The following is a 17001-nucleotide window of genomic DNA, read 5'->3' as shown; positions in this document are numbered from 1 at the left end:
AACGGCTCCGACCTCTTGTGAGCACGGCAGCTCCGAGACACCCGATCCGCCTCAGCCGATGATCGGGTTCCAGACTCCGAGCACGCGAGCTGCACCGATCGCGACCGCGCAGACGGCCAGACTGAGAAGCACCGCCACGAGATCTCGGACCGCGAACTTCGACCGCCTGCGCCACGTGCGTTCGGGACGACCGAATGCCCTCCCCTCCATCGCCATCGCCAAGGTCGTTGCCCGGCGAATCGAGACCACGAGCAGAACGAATACCCCGCTGAAGAGGCTGCCCGTGCGCCGCAGAAGCGAACCGCCCGCGACGCCTCTGGCCCGCCTGGCCATCGCCAGCACCTGCCACTCGCTGACGAGCAGTCCGAGCAGACGTGAGGCCGCGAGAACCGAGACCACGACGACCTCCGGCAGTCGCAGGCGCTGAATGAGCGCATCGGCGAGGTCACGCGGATCGATCGTCGACGCGAGAACGATGAGTGGGATCGCCAACGCCAGGGCACGGACGAAGATCGCCGCGGCCGCGGCCAGTGACTCCGTGGTGAACAGAATCGGACCGAAGTCGACGACCACATCCCCGGTCTTCTCCGCCAGCAGCGCTGTGCCCCAGGCCGCAAGCAGGGCTCCGGCGGGGAGGAACCACAGCCGCTTGGCCGCGGCCATCAGATCGAGTCCCGTCGCCGGCAGAGCCAGCAATGCTGCCAGCAGCACCACTCCGGCAGAGACGAGATCGATGCTCAGCAGCGCCCCGACCATGAGGATGAGCGCGACTGCGATCTTCGTCAGCGGATTGCACCGAGCCAAAGCGGTGGAACGCACCACGGGGATGAGCTGCCCCGGATCCTCTGCGGCGACCTCGGAGGCGGGGCGAGAATTCATATCGAGACTGTCACTCACCGCGATCACCCGCCCTGACATGCGAATCCGACCCACTGATGTCGGCTTGTTCTGCGCTGCTGCGGTCGCCGAGCTGGAGGAGATCGGCCCCTATGGCCTCGAGGAACGCCTGATCGTGGCTAACCGCGACCACCGCGGAACCGTGTTCCAAGACATCGAGGAACATCTCCACCAACCGCGCCCACGTCAGCGCATCCTGACCGAAGGTCGGCTCATCGACGATGAGTACCCGGGGCCGGGGAGCCAGCATCGCCGCCACCGACAGGCGACGCTTCTCCCCACCTGAGAGACTCTGCGGATGAGCCTGCGCCAACCCGGTGAGACCGAGTCCCTCAAGAAGCTCATCCACCCGTGCCTGCGACTCGGCGGCAGACCATCCGGCCAGTCGGGGGCCAAGCTCGAGTTCGGTCGCCACGCTCGAGGTGAGGAACTGGTGCGCCGGTTCCTGGAAGACCATGCCGATGCGCGCCGCCAACTGCTTCGACGGCCAGGCGAAAGGCCGGGCCCGTTTGGCTCCTTCCCGCAGGGCCGCCTCGGCGAGGACCTGCCCGGAGAATTCGGGCAGCAGACCCGCCAAGGTCAGGGCCGTCGTCGATTTGCCTGCCCCGTTCGCACCGACGATTCCGAGCGCCTGACCGGCACGCAGGCTCAGCTCCAGGCCGGCCGCGGTGGGGGCGGCCATGCGCGGTCGAGCAACGCTGAGCCGATGGGTGCGCAGCAGAACCTCGCCGAGGCGGCCCGTCGTCCTATTGATTTCTGCGGTTCCGCCTCGGCGCGAGTCGGGGGAGTGCCGCGGCATCCAGATTCCGCAGTCGACGAGTGTGTCGGTCAGGTCCGGATCGGAGAAGATCTGCGCGGGCGGACCTTGGGCAGCAATGCCGTCGCGGCCGAGCACGATGACCCGGTCGACGTGATCGATCCACAGCTCGACCCGGTGTTCGACGACGAGCATGGTCGCCTGTGTCTCGGCCTGCACGGTGAGCACGGCATCGCGGACCTCGGCGGCCGAGGCGGGATCGATATTGGCCGTCGGTTCGTCGAGGACGATGACCTCCGGGGCCATCGCATGGATCCCGGCCAGAGCCAGCCGCTGCTTCTGCCCGCCGGACAGAGCGGCACTCGGATGCTCCGGCGGCAGATCGAGTCCCAGCGCCTGCAGGGACTCGGGGACCTGAGCGTCGATTGTCTCGGACGGGAGTCCGAGGTTCTCCATCCCGAACGCCACATCATCACCGATGCGGGAGAAGATCACCTGAGAATCGGGATCTTGGAGGACCAGCCCGGTGCTGCCTCGGCGGGGATCCGGTTTCTCACCGCCGACGAGGAGTTCACCGGTGGCCTCACCCGATTCCTCGGGCAGGACACCGGCGACGGCGTGGAGGAACGTCGATTTGCCGGCCCCGGAGGCGCCGAGCAGCAGCACTTTCTCTCCGGCCGCGATCTGAAGGTCGAGTGGACCGACAGCCGGCTGGTCACGGTCGGTGTGCGACCATGAGAAGCCGGCGGCCGTGATCGGCAGCGCCATCAGCGCAGACGGCCGGAGGCGAAGGAGCTCAGAGCACCCGTGGCCGCGATCGCCCGATAGGCGAACCAGGCGCCGATCCCGGAGATGACGAGGCCGGAGACGATCGCGCAGACGGCGTAAATCGCCTGGAAGCCGAACTGCCATTCTGCGTTGTACATGATGTTCTCGCTCACGGCCATGAACGCAGCCGCCAGCATGCCCGATGCGGCGGTGACCCACAGGGTGAAGCGCTTGTAGCCGAAGGCGGCGAAGACGAGTTCGGCACCGAGGCCCTGCAGCAGACCCGAGAGCAGAACGGTTGCTCCGAAGTGGGAGCCGAGGACGGCTTCGACGATGGCCGCGATGAGTTCGCACAGGAGCGCGGCACCGGGTTTGCGGATGATCGCACCGGCGAGCGGACCGGCCAGCACCCAGAGCCCGGCGATGAGGCCGATCGACGGCGGGAATGCCTGGAAGGCGAGTTCGAGGACCTTCCAACTCAGCGCCAACACCCAGAACACGAGTCCCACGGCGATGCCGAGAACGGCGGTGGTGACATAGTCGACCACCCGCCACTGTTTGGATTTCGGCGCCGCGGTGAAGGCGCGTGAAGGGGTGGGTGTGGTGTTCGGCGTGGTGGTTTTCGGCATTGTGCCTCCTCATTTCAAGGAGGGGTGAAGAGTCTCGACTTCCTTCGACGGTGCTAACCGCATCAGGTTCGAGGGTCTGCAGCTTCTTCTGCACTCTCAGCGCCCCTGACGGCGCTCCCCTGTCGTAGCCACCACTGTACAACAGGGGAGCGGGGCAGCGACCGGGATCCGTGGCGACGCGGAGGCCGGGGGCGGTCATCGAGGATTCACTTCCCGTTCCCATTCCCGTCGATGGGCCTCGAACAATCGGACACTACTGGTCAGTAGGAATGGGCGGGTGAATACGCATCGACTTAAGAGACCGCTCAGTGCCCTGTCCGCCGCCACCCTGCTCGCCGCTCTGGTGGCGGCCCCGGTGCCCGTGCGTGCCGAACCATCTCTCGGCTCCGGAGGGCCGACCGCGACCCAGGGTGCGAATGCCGACTCTGTTCAGACTCGCAGCCCGGACCGGTCGGATTCGCCCGCCGAGGCGGATGCTGGGAGCGAGGCGATCACCGATACCGTGTTGCAGGTCGGGGCCGACTCCACGGCGCGCAACCTCTCGTGGATGAGTGAGAGTGCCGGTGGGGGAGAGATCCGGTGGGCGCCGGCGAGTGAGCTCGTTGGCGGAAAGCTCCCCGCCGATGCTGACAAGGCTGAGACCACGGACTCGGGCCTTGCCGCCGACCTCAAGCGTCACTTCAACCATGCGAGCATGACCGACCTGAAACCTGGCATTGACTACGCCTACCAGGTCGGCAGCGAAGAGGACGGGTACACCGAGGTGCAGCAGTTCACCACAGGGTCTGCTGGAGGAGACGACGAATTCCTCGTCTTCGGCGACCCCCAGGTCGGTGCCGGAGGCGGGGATCCAGACGACGCTGCCGGTTGGGACCGGACCCTGTCCTCGGCGGCGGCCACTGCTGACGACCCGAGCTTCTTCTACTCGCTGGGAGACCAGGTCAACTCCGCCGGCAACCAGGAGCAGTACGCGCAGTACCTGGCACCGGAAGCGACCCGCACGATCCCGCAGGCGACGACGATCGGCAACCACGATGTGTCTTCGAAAGCCTACGAGCAGCACTTCAACCGACCCAATGTCAGCCAGGATCACGGCGGTGGCGGCGTCATCACCTCCGGCGGCGACTACTGGTTCATCGAGGACGGGGTCCTGTTCCTCAACATCAACTCGAACAGCCCGGACATGGATGCCCACGCCGAGTTCATCGACGAGGTCGTCGCCGAGCACGGAGACCAGGCACGCTGGACTGTTCTCGGGTTCCACCACTCGATCTATTCGACGGCAACCCATTGGGACGACCTCGACGTCAAACGGCTGCGGAAGGCGATCCCTCCGGTCGCGGCCCGCAATGACATCGACCTCGTCGTCTCCGGCCACGACCACATCTATAACCGCACCTTCCTCATGGACGGCGAAGGCAAGCCTGTTGAGGGCTCCGAAGCGGGAGCCGAGGAAGAGAAGGAAGACGGGCAGACGCTCTACCTCACGCTGACCTCGTCATCAGGGTCGAAGTTCTATGACTACGTTCCCGGCCTCGACTGGGAAGGCAAGAGCGTCCACAACGACGTGCCCGCCTTCACGCGGGTCCGGGTCAGCGACGAGGCGCTGCGGGCGACGACCTATGAGGTGCCGGCAGGTGGGCCACCGGCCGATGGTGAGCGCGCGGAAGCGCAGGCCGCAGCCGAGCAGATCGACGATGTCGAACTCAGGCGCGCCGAGGCGGAAGAACCCGCCCCGGATGACGACGCCGGTGCAGACGCCGGTTCCGGCGCCAGCGCGGGTGCCGACTCCGCGGCAGGTGCTGATGATGCAGGTGCGAATGATGACGCCGACAGTGCAGGAACGAGCGACGACGCGGACGCAGGTGCCGATGATGCCGGAACCAGCGACGACGCTGGTACGGGTGGCACCGCCTCCGACAGCGCCGCCTCCGACGGTGCTGCCTCGGGTGGTGTCGGGTCTGACGGTACCGACGACGAGAACGGAACAGACTCGGGGACAGCAGATGCCGGCACTGCCGACTCCGGCTCCGAGGCAGATGCGACCGAGGCGAACGCCGCAGGAACGGGCGATGATTCGGATTCATCCGGGACCGCATCGGCGAGTGGGGATGGAGACCTGCCCCGCACCGGCGGTGGGCTCGCACTGCCCTTGGCCGTCGGCGCGGGAGCGCTGGCACTCGGTGCGACACTTCTCGTGGTGAGCCGTCGCCGCCGAGGTGCCGGGCTCAGCTGATCGGCACAGCCGTGCTGATCAACCCGGCGCTGTCGATTAGCTCGGAACCACCATGACCGGACCCTCGGCGTGGTTGAGGACTCCGCGCGAGACGGATCCCAGCAGTGCGCTGCGGATCCGTCCGCGCCCACGGGTGCCCATCACCGTCAGCTGTGCGCGGGAGCTGATCTCGACAAGAGTCTCAGTCGGATCGCCGACCGGCACCGAGGTGGTCACCGTCAGATCCGGGAACTGCTCCGACAGCGTCGCGGCTTCCTTCTCGAGTGATTCGGTCAGCTGCCTCTGTCGACGCGCGGTGACCTCGGAGCTGAGTTCGAGGTCGGGGTACCAGTAGAGCCATTCCTCACCGGCCGGCAGCACCACGACGAGTTCGAGTTCCGTGCCGCGTAAGGCGGCCTCGGCGGCTGCCGTGAACATGGCGACCCGACCGGTGTCGGAACCGTCGACCGCGACGACGACTGGGCCGTTGCCGGCCGTTGCCGAGGCCGACCGTTCGGAAACGACGATCGTCGGGCAGTGAGCGTGGGCAGGCAGCGCCGTGGACACGGATCCGAGGACTCGACCCATGAAACCGCCGCGGCCGCGGGCGCCGACGATGGCGACCTCGGCATCGGCGCTGAGCGTGACGAGCGCACCGGCGGAATTGCCGGGTGCCGTGCGGAAGGACTTCTCACCGGAGTAATCGCGCAGAAGTTCGACCGCCTCGGCGAGGGTCTTCTCTGCTTCCTTCTTCGCCTTGTCATCCTCGGGTTCACTGGGGATGGAGGCCATATTCGGATAGATCATCGTCGGCAGCTCATAGGCGGTGACGACGGTGAGAACGGTTCTGCGGCGTTCGGCCTCGACTGCGCCGTAGCGGACGGCTTGGGCGGCGAGTTCCGAGCCGTCGAAGCCGACGAGGACGCCGAGTTCGAGGTTGAGGCCGGATTCGGACGAACTGGTTTGAGCAGACATCTCGCACCTCTCGATCGGGGCCTGTCCAACCCAGACGCCGACGACGGCCCCGACTGGCGGTATCGTCCGCGTCGCTTTCAGTCTACCAAGACGGTTCTACAACTTGTAGAAAAAACGTGGGGCGAGAAGGTCCGTCTCACCTGGGCGTGCATCCGGCTCAGACGCGGAAGCCCAGATGGGCCAGTGCGATGCGCAGGATATGGTCCTGGCCGTAGCAGAGCTCGCCGACGATATCGGGACGCATGGTCTCCTCGGGGGTCAGCCAATCGAGGCTGAGGGCATCGGCCCGCGGGGTGCATTCGCCGCGGACCTCCATGATGAAGCACATGGCGATCGCATGCTGGCGCGGATCGTGGAGGAGGGCCGAACCCTCGGTGGGGAAGTACTCGGCGATGTGGAACGGGCTGATCGCAGGCGGAATGACCGGCAGCGCCATCGGGCCGAGGTCGTTCTCGGCATGACGCACCAATGCGGTTCGGATCGTCTCGTGGAAGCGGATCCGCCCGCCTACGACCTCGCGTCCGAGGGTGCCGTCCTCGAGGCTGCGCAGCAGCAGGCCGATGCGTTCGACATTGCCGGTCTCGCCCACCCGCACCGGGATGGCGTTGACATAGGGGATCGGCATGCGTCTGCGCAGGCGCGCGTATTCCGCGTCGTCGAACCAGTTCTCGTCGAAGTCCAGGGCAGTCCGAGTCATGACCCAATATTCCCACAACCATCCCTCGCGGCAGAAGAGCATGGGGACCCCGTTGGTGAACTGGGACACGCTTCGGGTAAAATATCTTGATGTCGAGATAAATTTCCGACCGGCAGGGACCTGTCGAGTGACGTGGCCTACAGTTGTGTCAGCACTATGTGACCATTTCCGGTCAAGGACTATGAAGGGGTATCCATGATCAATCATGAAGTCCGCACCTACAAGAGCTCAGAGAACCTGGCTCGCGAAGATCAGCTCGCATGGAAGATCGCCGAGGTCGCATCCGACCCGACGCCGGTCGATTCCGAAGTCACCGAAATGGTTATCAACCGCGTCATCGACAACGCTTCCGTCGCTGCCGCATCCGTGCGCCGCTCCGCTCCCACCCACGCTCGCGAGCAGGCTCAGGCTCACCCGTTCAATCCCGGTGCCAACATCTTCGGCCTGCCGGTGAGCGACCGCTTCTCACCGGAATGGGCCGCTTGGGCCAACGGTGTGGCCGTGCGCGAACTCGATTTCCACGACACCTTCCTCGCCGCCGAGTACTCACACCCCGGTGACAACATCCCGGCAGTGCTCGCAGTCGCCCAGCACAAGGGCATCGGCGGCAAGGACCTCATCAACGGCATCGCCACCGGCTACGAGATCCAGGTCGACCTCGTCAAGGGAATGTGCCTGCACGAGCACAAGATCGACCACGTCGCCCACCTGGGCCCCTCGGCCGCAGCCGGCATCGGCGCCCTGCTCCACCTGCCCACCGAGATCACCTTCCAGGCCGTCCAGCAGGCCCTGCATGTGACCACCGCGACCCGTCAGTCGCGTAAGGGCGAGATCTCGTCCTGGAAGGCCCACGCTCCGGCGTTCGCCGGCAAGATGGCCGTCGAATCCGTCGACCGTGCGATGCGCGGCGAGGGAGCCCCGAACCCGATCTACGAAGGTGAGGACGGCTTCATCGCCTGGATCCTCTCCGGTCCCGAGGCCCGCTACACCATCCCGCTGCCGGGCAAGGGCGAATCGAAGCGTGCGATCCTCGACACCTACACCAAGGAGCACTCGGCCGAGTACCAGGCTCAGGCGCTCATCGACCTCGCCCGCAAGCTCGGCGGGCAGATCGAGGACCTTTCGAAGATCAAGCGCATAGTCATCCACACCTCGCACCACACCCACAACGTCATCGGCACCGGTGCGAACGATCCGCAGAAGATGGATCCGAAGGCCAGCCGTGAGACCCTCGATCACTCGATCATGTACATCTTCGCCGTGGCCATGCAGGACCAGGGCTGGCACCACGAGCACTCATACGCTCCCGAACGCGCCGGCCGTCCCGACACCGTCGAGCTGTGGCACAAGATCGAGACCACCGAGGATCCCGAGTGGACCCGCCGCTACCACTCGATCGACCCGAACGAGAAGGCCTTCGGCGGACGCGTGGAGATCGAATTCGAGGACGGCTCGACGCTGACCGACGAGATCGCCGTCGCCGACGCCCACCCCTTCGGTGCTCGTCCCTTCGCCCGTGCGAACTACATCGAGAAGTTCAAGACCCTGGCCGAGGGCATCGTCTCCGATTCGGAGCAGACCCGGTTCCTCGATCTCGCCGAGAACCTCGAGAGCCTCGACGCCAAGGGCGTTGCGGAACTGAGCTTCACGGTCGACGGACTCGAGCACAGCGGATCGAAGGGCATCTTCTGATGCTCGGCGCACAGGCAACCCCCGCCGAGCGCCGCGCCAAGTTCCGCGAGCTGCTCGCAGGCGACGAGATCGTTCAGTTCCCCGGCGCCATCAACCCGATCAACGCTCAGATCATCGAGCAGACCGGCTTCGAAGGCGTCTACATCTCCGGTGGCGCGTTCTCCGCGGCCATGGGTCTGCCCGATATCGGGCTGACCACTCTCACCGAGGTGGCCGACCACGGACGCAATATCGCCCGAGTGACGAACCTGCCGACCTTCATCGACGCCGACACCGGATGGGGCGAAGCCATGAACGTGGCCCGCACCGTCCAGGAGTTCGAGGACGCCGGAATCTCGGGCATGCACCTGGAGGACCAGGTCAACCCGAAGCGCTGCGGCCACCTCGACGGCAAGGAGGTCGTGACCGCGGCCGAGATGTCCAAGCGCATCAAGGCCGCCGTCAAGGGGCGCCGAGACGAGAACTTCGTCATCTGCGCCCGCACCGACTCCCGCGCCGGGGAAGGCCTCGACGCCGCCATCGACCGGGCGAAGGCCTACGCCGATGCGGGAGCGGACATGATCTTCCCAGAGGCGATGCGAGATCTCGGAGAGTTCGAGAGATTCGCCTCCAGCGTCGATGTGCCGATCCTGGCGAACATGACGGAATTCGGAAAGAGCGAACTGTTCACCACCGAACAGTTGGCGAATGTCGGAGTCAAACTTGTGATCTACCCGGTCACGACTCTGCGCATCGCCATGGGTGCGATCAAATCGGGCCTGCAGACCATTCGGGACAAGGGCACTCAGGTGGACCTGCTCGAGGGCATGCAGACCCGCGCGGACCTGTATGACACGATCGACTACGCGGCGTACAACGAGTTCGATGCCGCAGTCTTCAACTTCTCACAGGAGGGTCACCAGTGACCGAAGAAATCAAGAAGGGCCTCGCCGGTGTCGTGGTCGACACCACCGCAGTGTCCAAAGTGGTCCAGGAGACCAACTCGCTGACCTACCGCGGCTACCCCGTGCAGGAGCTCGCCGCCAAGCGCAGCTTCGAGGACGTCGCCTACCTCATCTGGAACGGCGAACTGCCCACCGAGGCGCAGCTGGCGGAATTCCAGGAACGCGAACGCTCCCAGCGTGAGATCGATGGCAAGCTCGTCGACCTCATCCTCGGCCTGCCCAAGGACTGCCACCCGATGCACGTCGTGCAGACGGCTGTGGCCTACCTGGGCGCCGTCGACCCCGAGGCCGACACCGAGGGTGCCGAGGCGAACCTCGCGAAGGCCGAGCGTCTCTACGCCCAGCTGCCGACGATCGTGGCCATCGACCACCGTCGCCGTCACGGCCTCGACCCCGTCGCCCCGACGAAGGACCTCGGCTACGCCGCGAACTTCTTCAAGATGGTCTTCGACGAAGTTCCTGCCGAGGAGGTCGTACGCTGCTTCGACGTGTCGATGATCCTATACGCCGAGCACTCGTTCAACGCCTCGACCTTCACCGGTCGAGTCATCACCTCGACCACATCGGACCTGTACTCGGCAGTCGCCGGTGCCGTCGGGGCGCTCAAGGGACCCCTGCACGGCGGAGCGAACGAAGCCGTCATGGCGATGCTCGAAGAGGTCGGCACCGCCGACAAGGCTTCGGCCTGGATCGACGAGGCACTGGCGAAGAAGGCGAAGATCATGGGCTTCGGCCACCGCGTGTACAAGAACGGCGATTCGCGCGTTCCCACCATGCGCAAGGCCTTCGAGGACATGGTCGCCGTCAAGGGTGCGAACGATCTGCTGGATCTGTACAACACCTTCGAAGAGGACTTCGTCGGGCGCAAGGGCATCTACCCGAACCTCGACTACCCCTCGGGCCCGGCCTACCACCTCATGGGCTTCGACACCGAGCAGTTCACCCCGATCTTCGTGATGGCCCGCATCACCGGCTGGACCGCTCATATCTTCGAGCAGCAGGCGAACAACGCCCTCATCCGTCCCCTGAGCGCCTACGACGGTGAGGACCAGCGCGAGGTTCCCGACAACCGGGGCTGACCTCTCGAAAGGCAGAACACACATATGAGACCAGACGGCTCCTACCGTCCGGTCGATCTCGAGGGTTTCGACTTCACCGTCTCCGGTGGGGTCGGAACTCTCGTCATTGATCGGACCGAAAAACGCAATGCGATCTCCCGGCCCATGTGGCGGGCGCTGCCGCAGATCATCGCGAACGTCGATGCCGACGATTCGATCGGCGCGCTGGTGATCACCGGGGCCGGCGGGCACTTCTCCGCCGGTTCGGACATCGCCGACCTCAACGTCGCACTCGCGGACTTCTGGGAACTCAACTCCACCGCCGAGGCGGCCCTTGCGAGCTCGCGGACACCGACGATCGCCGCCATCACCGGCAACTGCGTGGGCGGAGGGACGGAGATCGCCGCGGCCTGCGACATCCGCATCGCCGCCCCCGGAACGATCTTCGGCGTCACCGCAGCCAAACTCGGACTCGTGTACCCGGCCGGACCCACGAAGCGGCTGGCTGAGATCCTCGGCGACGCCTGGGCACGGTACCTGCTCATCACGGCCTCGATCGTGAAGTTCGAGAAGATGGCCGAACTCGGGTTCTTCCACGAAGTCTCCGACACCCCGCTCGAGACGGCACAGGCCCTGGGGGAGCGGATCGTGGGACTGTCCCGGCTCAGCCAGGTCGGTGCCAAGGCGATCCTCGACGGTGAACTGACGGAGGACACGGAGCCGCCTCGGTGGCTCGATGACGCCTACCGGGACGAGATCATCCGCGGTCAGGAAGCCTTCTTCGCCAAGGAGCCGCCGGAATTCGGCTTCGCCAAATCCGCATGGCAGAACGGTCCCCAGGTTCGTTCTCACGGAGTCCCGCGGAGAGGATAAACTGAGCGAATGCGCCTAGCAGTCCTCGATATCGGCTCCAACAGCGTCCACCTCCTGGTCGTCGACGCCCACGTCGGAGCACCGCCCCTGCCGGCCACCTCGCACAAGGAGGTGCTCAGACTCGCCGAATTCCTCAGCGACGACGGAACGATCGACTCCGAAGGGCAGGAACGGCTGCGCTCCTTCATCGCCGATGCCGTCGAGATCGCCGAAGACCAAGGCGCGGAGCAGATCCTCGCCTTCGCCACCTCGGCGGTCAGGGAAGCTCCGAACGGGATCGGACTCATCGAATCGATCAACGCTCAGCTCGGGGTCACCCTCAACGTGATGTCGGGTCGGGACGAGGCCCGCGTGACCTTCCTCGCCGCCCGCCGCTGGTTCGGGTGGTCGGCCGGGAAGATCCTGTTGCTCGACATCGGCGGCGGCTCGCTCGAGATCGCGGCGGGTCAGGACGAATACCCGCAGGCGGCCGTGTCGGTTCCGCTCGGCGCCGGACGCACCTATTCCGAGTTCCTCCCGGACCCGATGCCCACTGAAGAGGACATCCACCGCCTGCGCAAACATGCCCGGGCGCAGATCGGACGCATCGCCGGCGACATCAACAGGGTCGGAGTGCCCGACCAGGTCGTCGGGTCGTCGAAGACCTTCCGCTCGCTGGCCCGCATCGCCGGCGCAGCCCCGAGCGGAGACGGAATCTATGCTCCGCGGAAGCTCTTCCGCCGCGACCTCGAAGGCATCATCGACACCCTCGCCTCCCGCACCCCAGCGGAACGTGCGACCCTGCCCGGCGTCTCCGAAGCCCGAGCCGGACAGGTGCTGGCCGGAGCGATCGTCGCCGAGGCGGCCTTCACGATCTTCGACATCGGCGTCATGAACATCTCCCCATGGGCGCTGCGTGAAGGCATCATCATGCGCAAACTCGACCTCCTCGACTCGGCCGAACAGTCATCGGCGATGCGCGTCGAGCCCGTCGCCGCCCTCGACTGAGTCTTCGGCGGGTCGCATGCCGGCGTTTCCGGACACGGTTGAGCCGCTTTCGCTTCTGTCGGATTGCTACCGGAATTCAGGTTCGCCTGCTAGTTTTTGATTAGTCGCCGAGGCGGCACCCGCACTGATCTGCCCGTGCCGACATCGGTGAAAGCCCGAATCTTCTGACGGAAAGCACGAATCTGCTGATGCGAAATGGTGAGCTGTCCCCGAACTTCCGCGACCAGGCGCTGGAGACTCTGAAGAAGACGAGCGCGGCCGACCCGCTCGACGTCTTCGTCGTCGGCGGGGGAGTGACCGGAGCAGGATCGGCCTTCGACGCAGCCACCCGCGGACTCAAGGTCGGCGTTGTCGATGCCAAGGACTGGGCCGCGGGCACCTCGTCCCGGTCCTCGAAGCTCATGCACGGCGGACTGCGCTACCTCGAGATGCTCGACTTCAAGCTCGTCGCCGAGGCGCTCAAGGAACGCGACCTGCTGCTCCAGCACACCGCACCGCACCTCGTCGAACCTGTCGCCTTCGTGTTCCCCTTCGAGCACCGCCTCATCGACCGGGCCTTCATCGGCTCCGGCGTGCTCCTCTACGACACGATGGCCACCCGGCCGGGCCGCAAACGGGCTGTGCCGATGCACCGCCACCTCGGGAAGAAGGCACTGAGCGCCCACTTCCCGGGCTTGGCCGACGACGCCGCCGTCGGAGCCCTCGAATACTATGACGCGAAGGTCGACGACGCCCGCTTCGTCATGAACCTGGTCCGTTCGGCCGTGAGCTACGGAGCCGCTGCCGCCAACCACGTCTCCGTCATCGGCTACCTCCACGACGGCGATCAGGTCACCGGCGTCCACGCCCGGGACGAGATCACCGGTGAGGAGTTCGACATCCACGCTCGCCGCACCATCCTCGCCGGGGGAGTCTGGACCGAAGAGCAGCAGGATCTGGCGAAGGCCGATGCCGGGCTCAAGGTGCTCGCCTCGAAGGGCGTGCACATCACCGTGGCCGAGGACAAGATCAAGGCCGACCCGAACACCGGAATCATCTCGAAGACGGAGAAGTCCGTCCTCTTCGTCATCCCGTGGGAAGGCTACTGGGTCATCGGCACCACCGACACTCCGTGGAACGAAGACGTCGACGCACCGGTGGCGACCTCGCAGGACATCGACTACCTGCTCGAACATGCCAACGCCATCCTCGCCGACAAACTCACCCGCGAGGATGTCATCGGCGTCTACTCGGGACTGCGTCCGCTGCTCCAGCCGGTCGTCAAGGAAGGACAGGCCTCGACGAAGGTCTCCCGCGAACACACCGTGATGGAGGTCGAGCCGGCCCTCGCCGCGATCGCCGGCGGCAAGTTCACCACCTACCGAGTGATGGCCGAAGACGCCGTCGATTTCGTCCTCGGCGACGATGCGAAGGACCGCAGGTCACTCACCGAATCCGTGCCGCTGCTCGGTGCCCAGGGCGTCGGTGCACTGAGGCGCGGCCAATCCGGAATCGCGGAGAAGTTCGGATGGGACGAGGACCGCGTCAAACGACTCATCCGCCGCTATGGCACCCTCATCGAGGATCTGCTCGACCTCGTCGATGAGGATCCCGAACTCGGTCAGCCTTTGGACGGCGCCGAACGCTACCTGCGCGTCGAAGCCCATTACGCGGCCGCCGCGGAGGGGGCCGTCCACCTCGGCGACATCCTGGAGCGGCGGATGCGGCTGAACTACGAGACTCGCGACCGGGGGAAGAACGCCGCCGAGGCGGTCGCGGCCATCGTCGCACCCGTCCTCGGGTGGGACGACGACCGGCAGACGGCCGAGGTCGAGGCGTTCAACGCCCACGTCGACGCCCAGGTCGCGGCCGAGTCCACCGACGATGACGCCTCGGCGGCGGCCCTGGTCGGTGCGACTCTCCACTGAACCGTTCACAGAGAAGTGCGGGACCACAACGGAATACCGACAATCGAATATCGACAGACCTCGGAGCACCCTCCGGGTCGACCATCGACCGGGACACCCTCCGGAAAGACAAACAATAGGAGTTTGTGAGATATGGGCACCATCTTCCTCTTCGAGATCGCCGGTACGGCGATGCTCATGCTGCTCGGCGTCGGCGTCGTCGCCAATGTCGTCCTCGGCAAGACCAAAGGCAACGGCGGAGGCTGGCTGCTGATCTCCTTCGGCTGGGGCCTCGCGGTCTTCGCCGGTGTCTTCGTCGCTTATAAGACCGGCGCACACCTCAACCCCGCCGTGACCTTCGGCATCCTCGCCAGCGGAGCCGACGAATATGCACCCGGCATCGCCGTGACTTTCGGCAACACCATCGCCTATCTCGCGGCCGAGATGATCGGAGCGATGCTCGGCGCGGTCCTCGCGTGGGCCGTCTACAAGAAGCACTACGACGAGGAGAAGGACGCTGGCAACATCCTCGGCACCTTCTCCACCGGTCCGGAGCTCCGCTCCTACGGCTGGAACTTCGTCACCGAGGTGATCGCGACATTCGTCCTCGTGTTCGTCATCCTCCTCTTCGGCAAGACCCCACACGAGCTTGGACCCTTGGCCGTCGGCCTCCTCGTCGTCGTCATCGGCGCTTCGCTGGGCGGGCCCACCGGCTACGCCATCAACCCGGCGCGTGACCTCGGTCCGCGCATCGTCCACGCACTGCTGCCGATCCCGAACAAAGGCGGCTCCGACTGGGCGTACTCGTGGGTGCCGATCGCCGGACCGCTGGTCGGCGGCGTCGTCGCCGGTCTGGCCTCCCAGGCATTCGTCTGAGTACGATCACAGACAACTGAGCACGCTCACAGACAAACCACTTCGACACAGGAGTCAGAATGAGTCAGGAAAAGTTCATCCTCGCCATCGACCAGGGCACCACCTCGTCGCGGGCGATCGTCTTCAACCATGACGGGCAGATCGTGTCGTCCGGCCAGCTCGAGCACGAGCAGATCTTCCCACGCGCCGGCTGGGTCGAACATGACCCGATCGAAATCATCAAGAACACCAACGAGGCGATCGGTCAGGCCCTGGCTCGGGCGAACATCAACCGCCACCAGCTCGAAGGCGTGGGCATCACGAACCAGCGTGAGACCACCGTCATCTGGAACAAGAACACCGGCGAACCCGTCTACAACGCCATCGTGTGGCAGGACGCACGCACCCAGAAGGTCTGCGATGAACTCGCCGGGGACGAAGGACCGGATAAGTACAAGGACCGGGTGGGTCTGCCCCTGGCGACCTACTTCGCCGGCCCGAAGGCCAAATGGATCTTCGACAACGTCGACGGGGTCAAGGAAACCGCCGCGGCCGGGGACCTGCTCTTCGGCACCATGGACACCTGGGTGATCTGGAACCTCACCGGCGGGGTCAACGGCGGAATCCACGTCACCGATGTGACGAATGCCTCGCGGACGATGCTGATGAACATCGACACCCTCGACTGGAACCCTGACATCGCGGCAGATATGGGCATTCCCGTCGAGATGCTGCCCGAGATCAAGTCCTGCTCGGAGATCTACGGCTACGGGGCGAAGAACGGACTCATCATCGACACCCCGATCTGCGGCATCCTCGGCGATCAGCAGGCTGCGACGTTCGGTCAGGCCTGTTTCGAGAAGGGGCAGGCGAAGAACACCTACGGCACCGGCAACTTCATGCTCATCAACACCGGCAATGAGCCGGTGGCCAGCAAGAACGGTCTGCTCACCACAGTCGCGTACAAGATCGGCGAGGACGATGCCGTCTACGCGCTCGAGGGGTCGGTGGCGGTGACCGGTTCGCTCGTGCAGTGGCTGCGCGACAACTTCGGCATCATCAAGGACGCCCCCGAGGTCGAGACCCTGGCCAAACAGGTCGAGGACAACGGCGGCTGCTATATCGTGCCGGCGTTCTCCGGACTCTTCGCCCCGCACTGGGAGTCTGATGCTCGCGGCGTGATGGTGGGTCTGACCCGGTATGTGAACAAGAACCACATCGCCCGTGCCGCCCTGGAATCCGTGGCTTTCCAGTCGCGCGAGGTCCTCGACTCGATGAACCTCGACTCCGGTGTCGAACTCACCGAGCTCAAGGTCGATGGAGGCATGGTCGCCAACGAGACGCTCATGCAGTTCCAGGCCGACCTCCTCGGCGTGCCCGTCATCCGTCCCGAGGTCATCGAGACCACGGCGCTGGGTGCGGCCTATGCGGCGGGCATCGCCGTGAAGTTCTGGAACGGCGAGGACGACGTGAAGGGCAACTGGCGCGAGGACAAGCGCTGGAATCCGTCGATGGACGACGAGACGGTCGACCGCCTCTACCGCCTCTGGAACAAGGCGGTGGAGAAGTCGAAGAAATGGGTCGACGACGACACCGAAGCCCTCTACGCCTGAATTACTACCTGACGGCGGCCCAGCAACCTCGCGCTGGAGTGGTCCCCAATAGTTGGACTGCTGTGAGGTCAGCATGAAGCAGTTGCCGGCTGTCCGGCTGTGGCGGTCTTGGTCCGATACTCCATCGGGGCAAGACCGCCGAGTCGCATCGAGAT

General features: G+C 65.4%; 14 protein-coding genes and 1 riboswitch. Of the genes, 9 read left to right on the top strand and 5 right to left on the bottom strand.

The annotated features are described in order from the left end of the window. Positions 1–51 precede the first annotated feature (51 nt). Genes HK108_RS06180 through HK108_RS06170 form a run of 3 tightly spaced genes read right to left on the bottom strand, consistent with a single transcriptional unit; the run spans position 52 to position 3051 of the window. A complete protein-coding gene (locus tag HK108_RS06180) occupies positions 52–879 on the bottom strand; it encodes an energy-coupling factor transporter transmembrane component T family protein (protein WP_181270876.1) in 828 nt (275 codons plus the stop codon). A 10-nt stretch (positions 880–889) separates the two neighbouring features. Further along, positions 890–2422 carry an ABC transporter ATP-binding protein gene (locus tag HK108_RS06175; RefSeq protein WP_181270875.1) on the bottom strand — a complete coding sequence of 511 codons (1533 nt, stop codon included), beginning with the start codon at positions 2420–2422 and terminating at the stop codon, positions 890–892. Continuing rightward, positions 2422–3051, bottom strand: a complete 630-nt coding sequence (locus HK108_RS06170) for an ECF transporter S component (RefSeq protein WP_039206491.1) — start codon at positions 3049–3051, stop codon at positions 2422–2424. The genes HK108_RS06175 and HK108_RS06170 overlap by 1 nt, the downstream gene beginning before the upstream one ends. Before the next feature lie 22 nt (positions 3052–3073). Further along, positions 3074–3182, bottom strand: a riboswitch (TPP riboswitch). A 146-nt stretch (positions 3183–3328) separates the two neighbouring features. On the opposite strand from HK108_RS06170, the gene HK108_RS06165 reads away from it, so the two are divergent. Then, the gene (locus HK108_RS06165; RefSeq protein ID WP_181270874.1) at positions 3329–5287 is read left to right on the top strand and encodes a purple acid phosphatase family protein; all 1959 of its coding nucleotides are present in this window, start codon (positions 3329–3331) and stop codon (positions 5285–5287) included. 36 nt (positions 5288–5323) lie between these two features. On the opposite strand, the gene HK108_RS06160 is transcribed toward HK108_RS06165, so the two are convergent. Further along, positions 5324–6241: a universal stress protein gene (locus HK108_RS06160; RefSeq protein WP_172173753.1), complete on the bottom strand. Its 918-nt coding sequence runs from the start codon at positions 6239–6241 to the stop codon at positions 5324–5326. 157 nt (positions 6242–6398) lie between these two features. Further along, positions 6399–6938 (bottom strand): DUF4916 domain-containing protein, encoded by a 540-nt coding sequence (locus HK108_RS06155; RefSeq protein WP_139468629.1) that lies wholly within the window; start codon positions 6936–6938, stop codon positions 6399–6401. A gap of 195 nt (positions 6939–7133) precedes the next feature. Here HK108_RS06155 and HK108_RS06150 point away from each other — a divergent pair, with 195 nt between their 5' ends. From HK108_RS06150 to glpK, 8 genes are all read left to right on the top strand, one after another. Beyond that, positions 7134–8630 carry an MmgE/PrpD family protein gene (locus tag HK108_RS06150; protein WP_172173750.1) on the top strand — a complete coding sequence of 499 codons (1497 nt, stop codon included), beginning with the start codon at positions 7134–7136 and terminating at the stop codon, positions 8628–8630. Further along, positions 8630–9535, top strand: coding sequence for a methylisocitrate lyase (gene prpB / locus HK108_RS06145; RefSeq protein ID WP_139468627.1), 906 nt, complete (start codon positions 8630–8632; stop codon positions 9533–9535). Before HK108_RS06150 ends, prpB begins: the two co-directional genes overlap by 1 nt. Beyond that, complete coding sequence (locus HK108_RS06140; RefSeq protein ID WP_139468626.1) at positions 9532–10653, top strand: bifunctional 2-methylcitrate synthase/citrate synthase; 1122 nt, start codon at positions 9532–9534, stop codon at positions 10651–10653. The genes prpB and HK108_RS06140 overlap by 4 nt, the downstream gene beginning before the upstream one ends. Positions 10654–10677: 24 nt before the next feature. Further along, positions 10678–11505 carry an enoyl-CoA hydratase/isomerase family protein gene (locus tag HK108_RS06135; RefSeq protein ID WP_181270873.1) on the top strand — a complete coding sequence of 276 codons (828 nt, stop codon included), beginning with the start codon at positions 10678–10680 and terminating at the stop codon, positions 11503–11505. Between the two features lie 9 nt (positions 11506–11514). Continuing rightward, a complete protein-coding gene (locus tag HK108_RS06130) occupies positions 11515–12492 on the top strand; it encodes a Ppx/GppA phosphatase family protein (protein WP_181270872.1) in 978 nt (325 codons plus the stop codon). A 188-nt stretch (positions 12493–12680) separates the two neighbouring features. Then, a complete protein-coding gene (locus tag HK108_RS06125) occupies positions 12681–14399 on the top strand; it encodes a glycerol-3-phosphate dehydrogenase/oxidase (protein WP_181270871.1) in 1719 nt (572 codons plus the stop codon). Between the two features lie 132 nt (positions 14400–14531). Beyond that, the gene (locus HK108_RS06120; protein ID WP_139907252.1) at positions 14532–15254 is read left to right on the top strand and encodes an MIP/aquaporin family protein; all 723 of its coding nucleotides are present in this window, start codon (positions 14532–14534) and stop codon (positions 15252–15254) included. 59 nt (positions 15255–15313) lie between these two features. Beyond that, the gene (gene glpK / locus HK108_RS06115; RefSeq protein WP_181270870.1) at positions 15314–16846 is read left to right on the top strand and encodes a glycerol kinase GlpK; all 1533 of its coding nucleotides are present in this window, start codon (positions 15314–15316) and stop codon (positions 16844–16846) included. Positions 16847–17001: the final 155 nt, after the last annotated feature.

It is taken from the genome of Brevibacterium sediminis, assembly GCF_013623905.1.
GTDB lineage: Bacteria > Actinomycetota > Actinomycetes > Actinomycetales > Brevibacteriaceae > Brevibacterium > Brevibacterium sediminis.
Note: the sequence above shows the minus strand (reverse complement) of the source record. Positions and strands in the feature narration are given on the sequence as shown.

Bases quoted from the DNA above. Each gene is read 5' to 3' on its own strand.
- HK108_RS06125 (WP_181270871.1), top strand. From the start codon at position 12,681: ATGCGAAATGGTGAGCTGTCCCCGAACTTCCGCGACCAGGCGCTGGAG.
- HK108_RS06135 (WP_181270873.1), top strand. From the start codon at position 10,678: ATGAGACCAGACGGCTCCTACCGTCCGGTCGATCTCGAGGGTTTCGAC.
- HK108_RS06160 (WP_172173753.1), bottom strand. From the start codon at position 6,241: ATGTCTGCTCAAACCAGTTCGTCCGAATCCGGCCTCAACCTCGAACTC.
- HK108_RS06170 (WP_039206491.1), bottom strand. From the start codon at position 3,051: ATGCCGAAAACCACCACGCCGAACACCACACCCACCCCTTCACGCGCC.
- HK108_RS06120 (WP_139907252.1), top strand. From the start codon at position 14,532: ATGGGCACCATCTTCCTCTTCGAGATCGCCGGTACGGCGATGCTCATG.
- prpB (WP_139468627.1), top strand. From the start codon at position 8,630: ATGCTCGGCGCACAGGCAACCCCCGCCGAGCGCCGCGCCAAGTTCCGC.
- HK108_RS06175 (WP_181270875.1), bottom strand. From the start codon at position 2,422: ATGGCGCTGCCGATCACGGCCGCCGGCTTCTCATGGTCGCACACCGAC.
- HK108_RS06180 (WP_181270876.1), bottom strand. From the start codon at position 879: ATGAATTCTCGCCCCGCCTCCGAGGTCGCCGCAGAGGATCCGGGGCAG.
- HK108_RS06130 (WP_181270872.1), top strand. From the start codon at position 11,515: ATGCGCCTAGCAGTCCTCGATATCGGCTCCAACAGCGTCCACCTCCTG.
- HK108_RS06155 (WP_139468629.1), bottom strand. From the start codon at position 6,938: ATGACTCGGACTGCCCTGGACTTCGACGAGAACTGGTTCGACGACGCG.
- glpK (WP_181270870.1), top strand. From the start codon at position 15,314: ATGAGTCAGGAAAAGTTCATCCTCGCCATCGACCAGGGCACCACCTCG.
- HK108_RS06150 (WP_172173750.1), top strand. From the start codon at position 7,134: ATGATCAATCATGAAGTCCGCACCTACAAGAGCTCAGAGAACCTGGCT.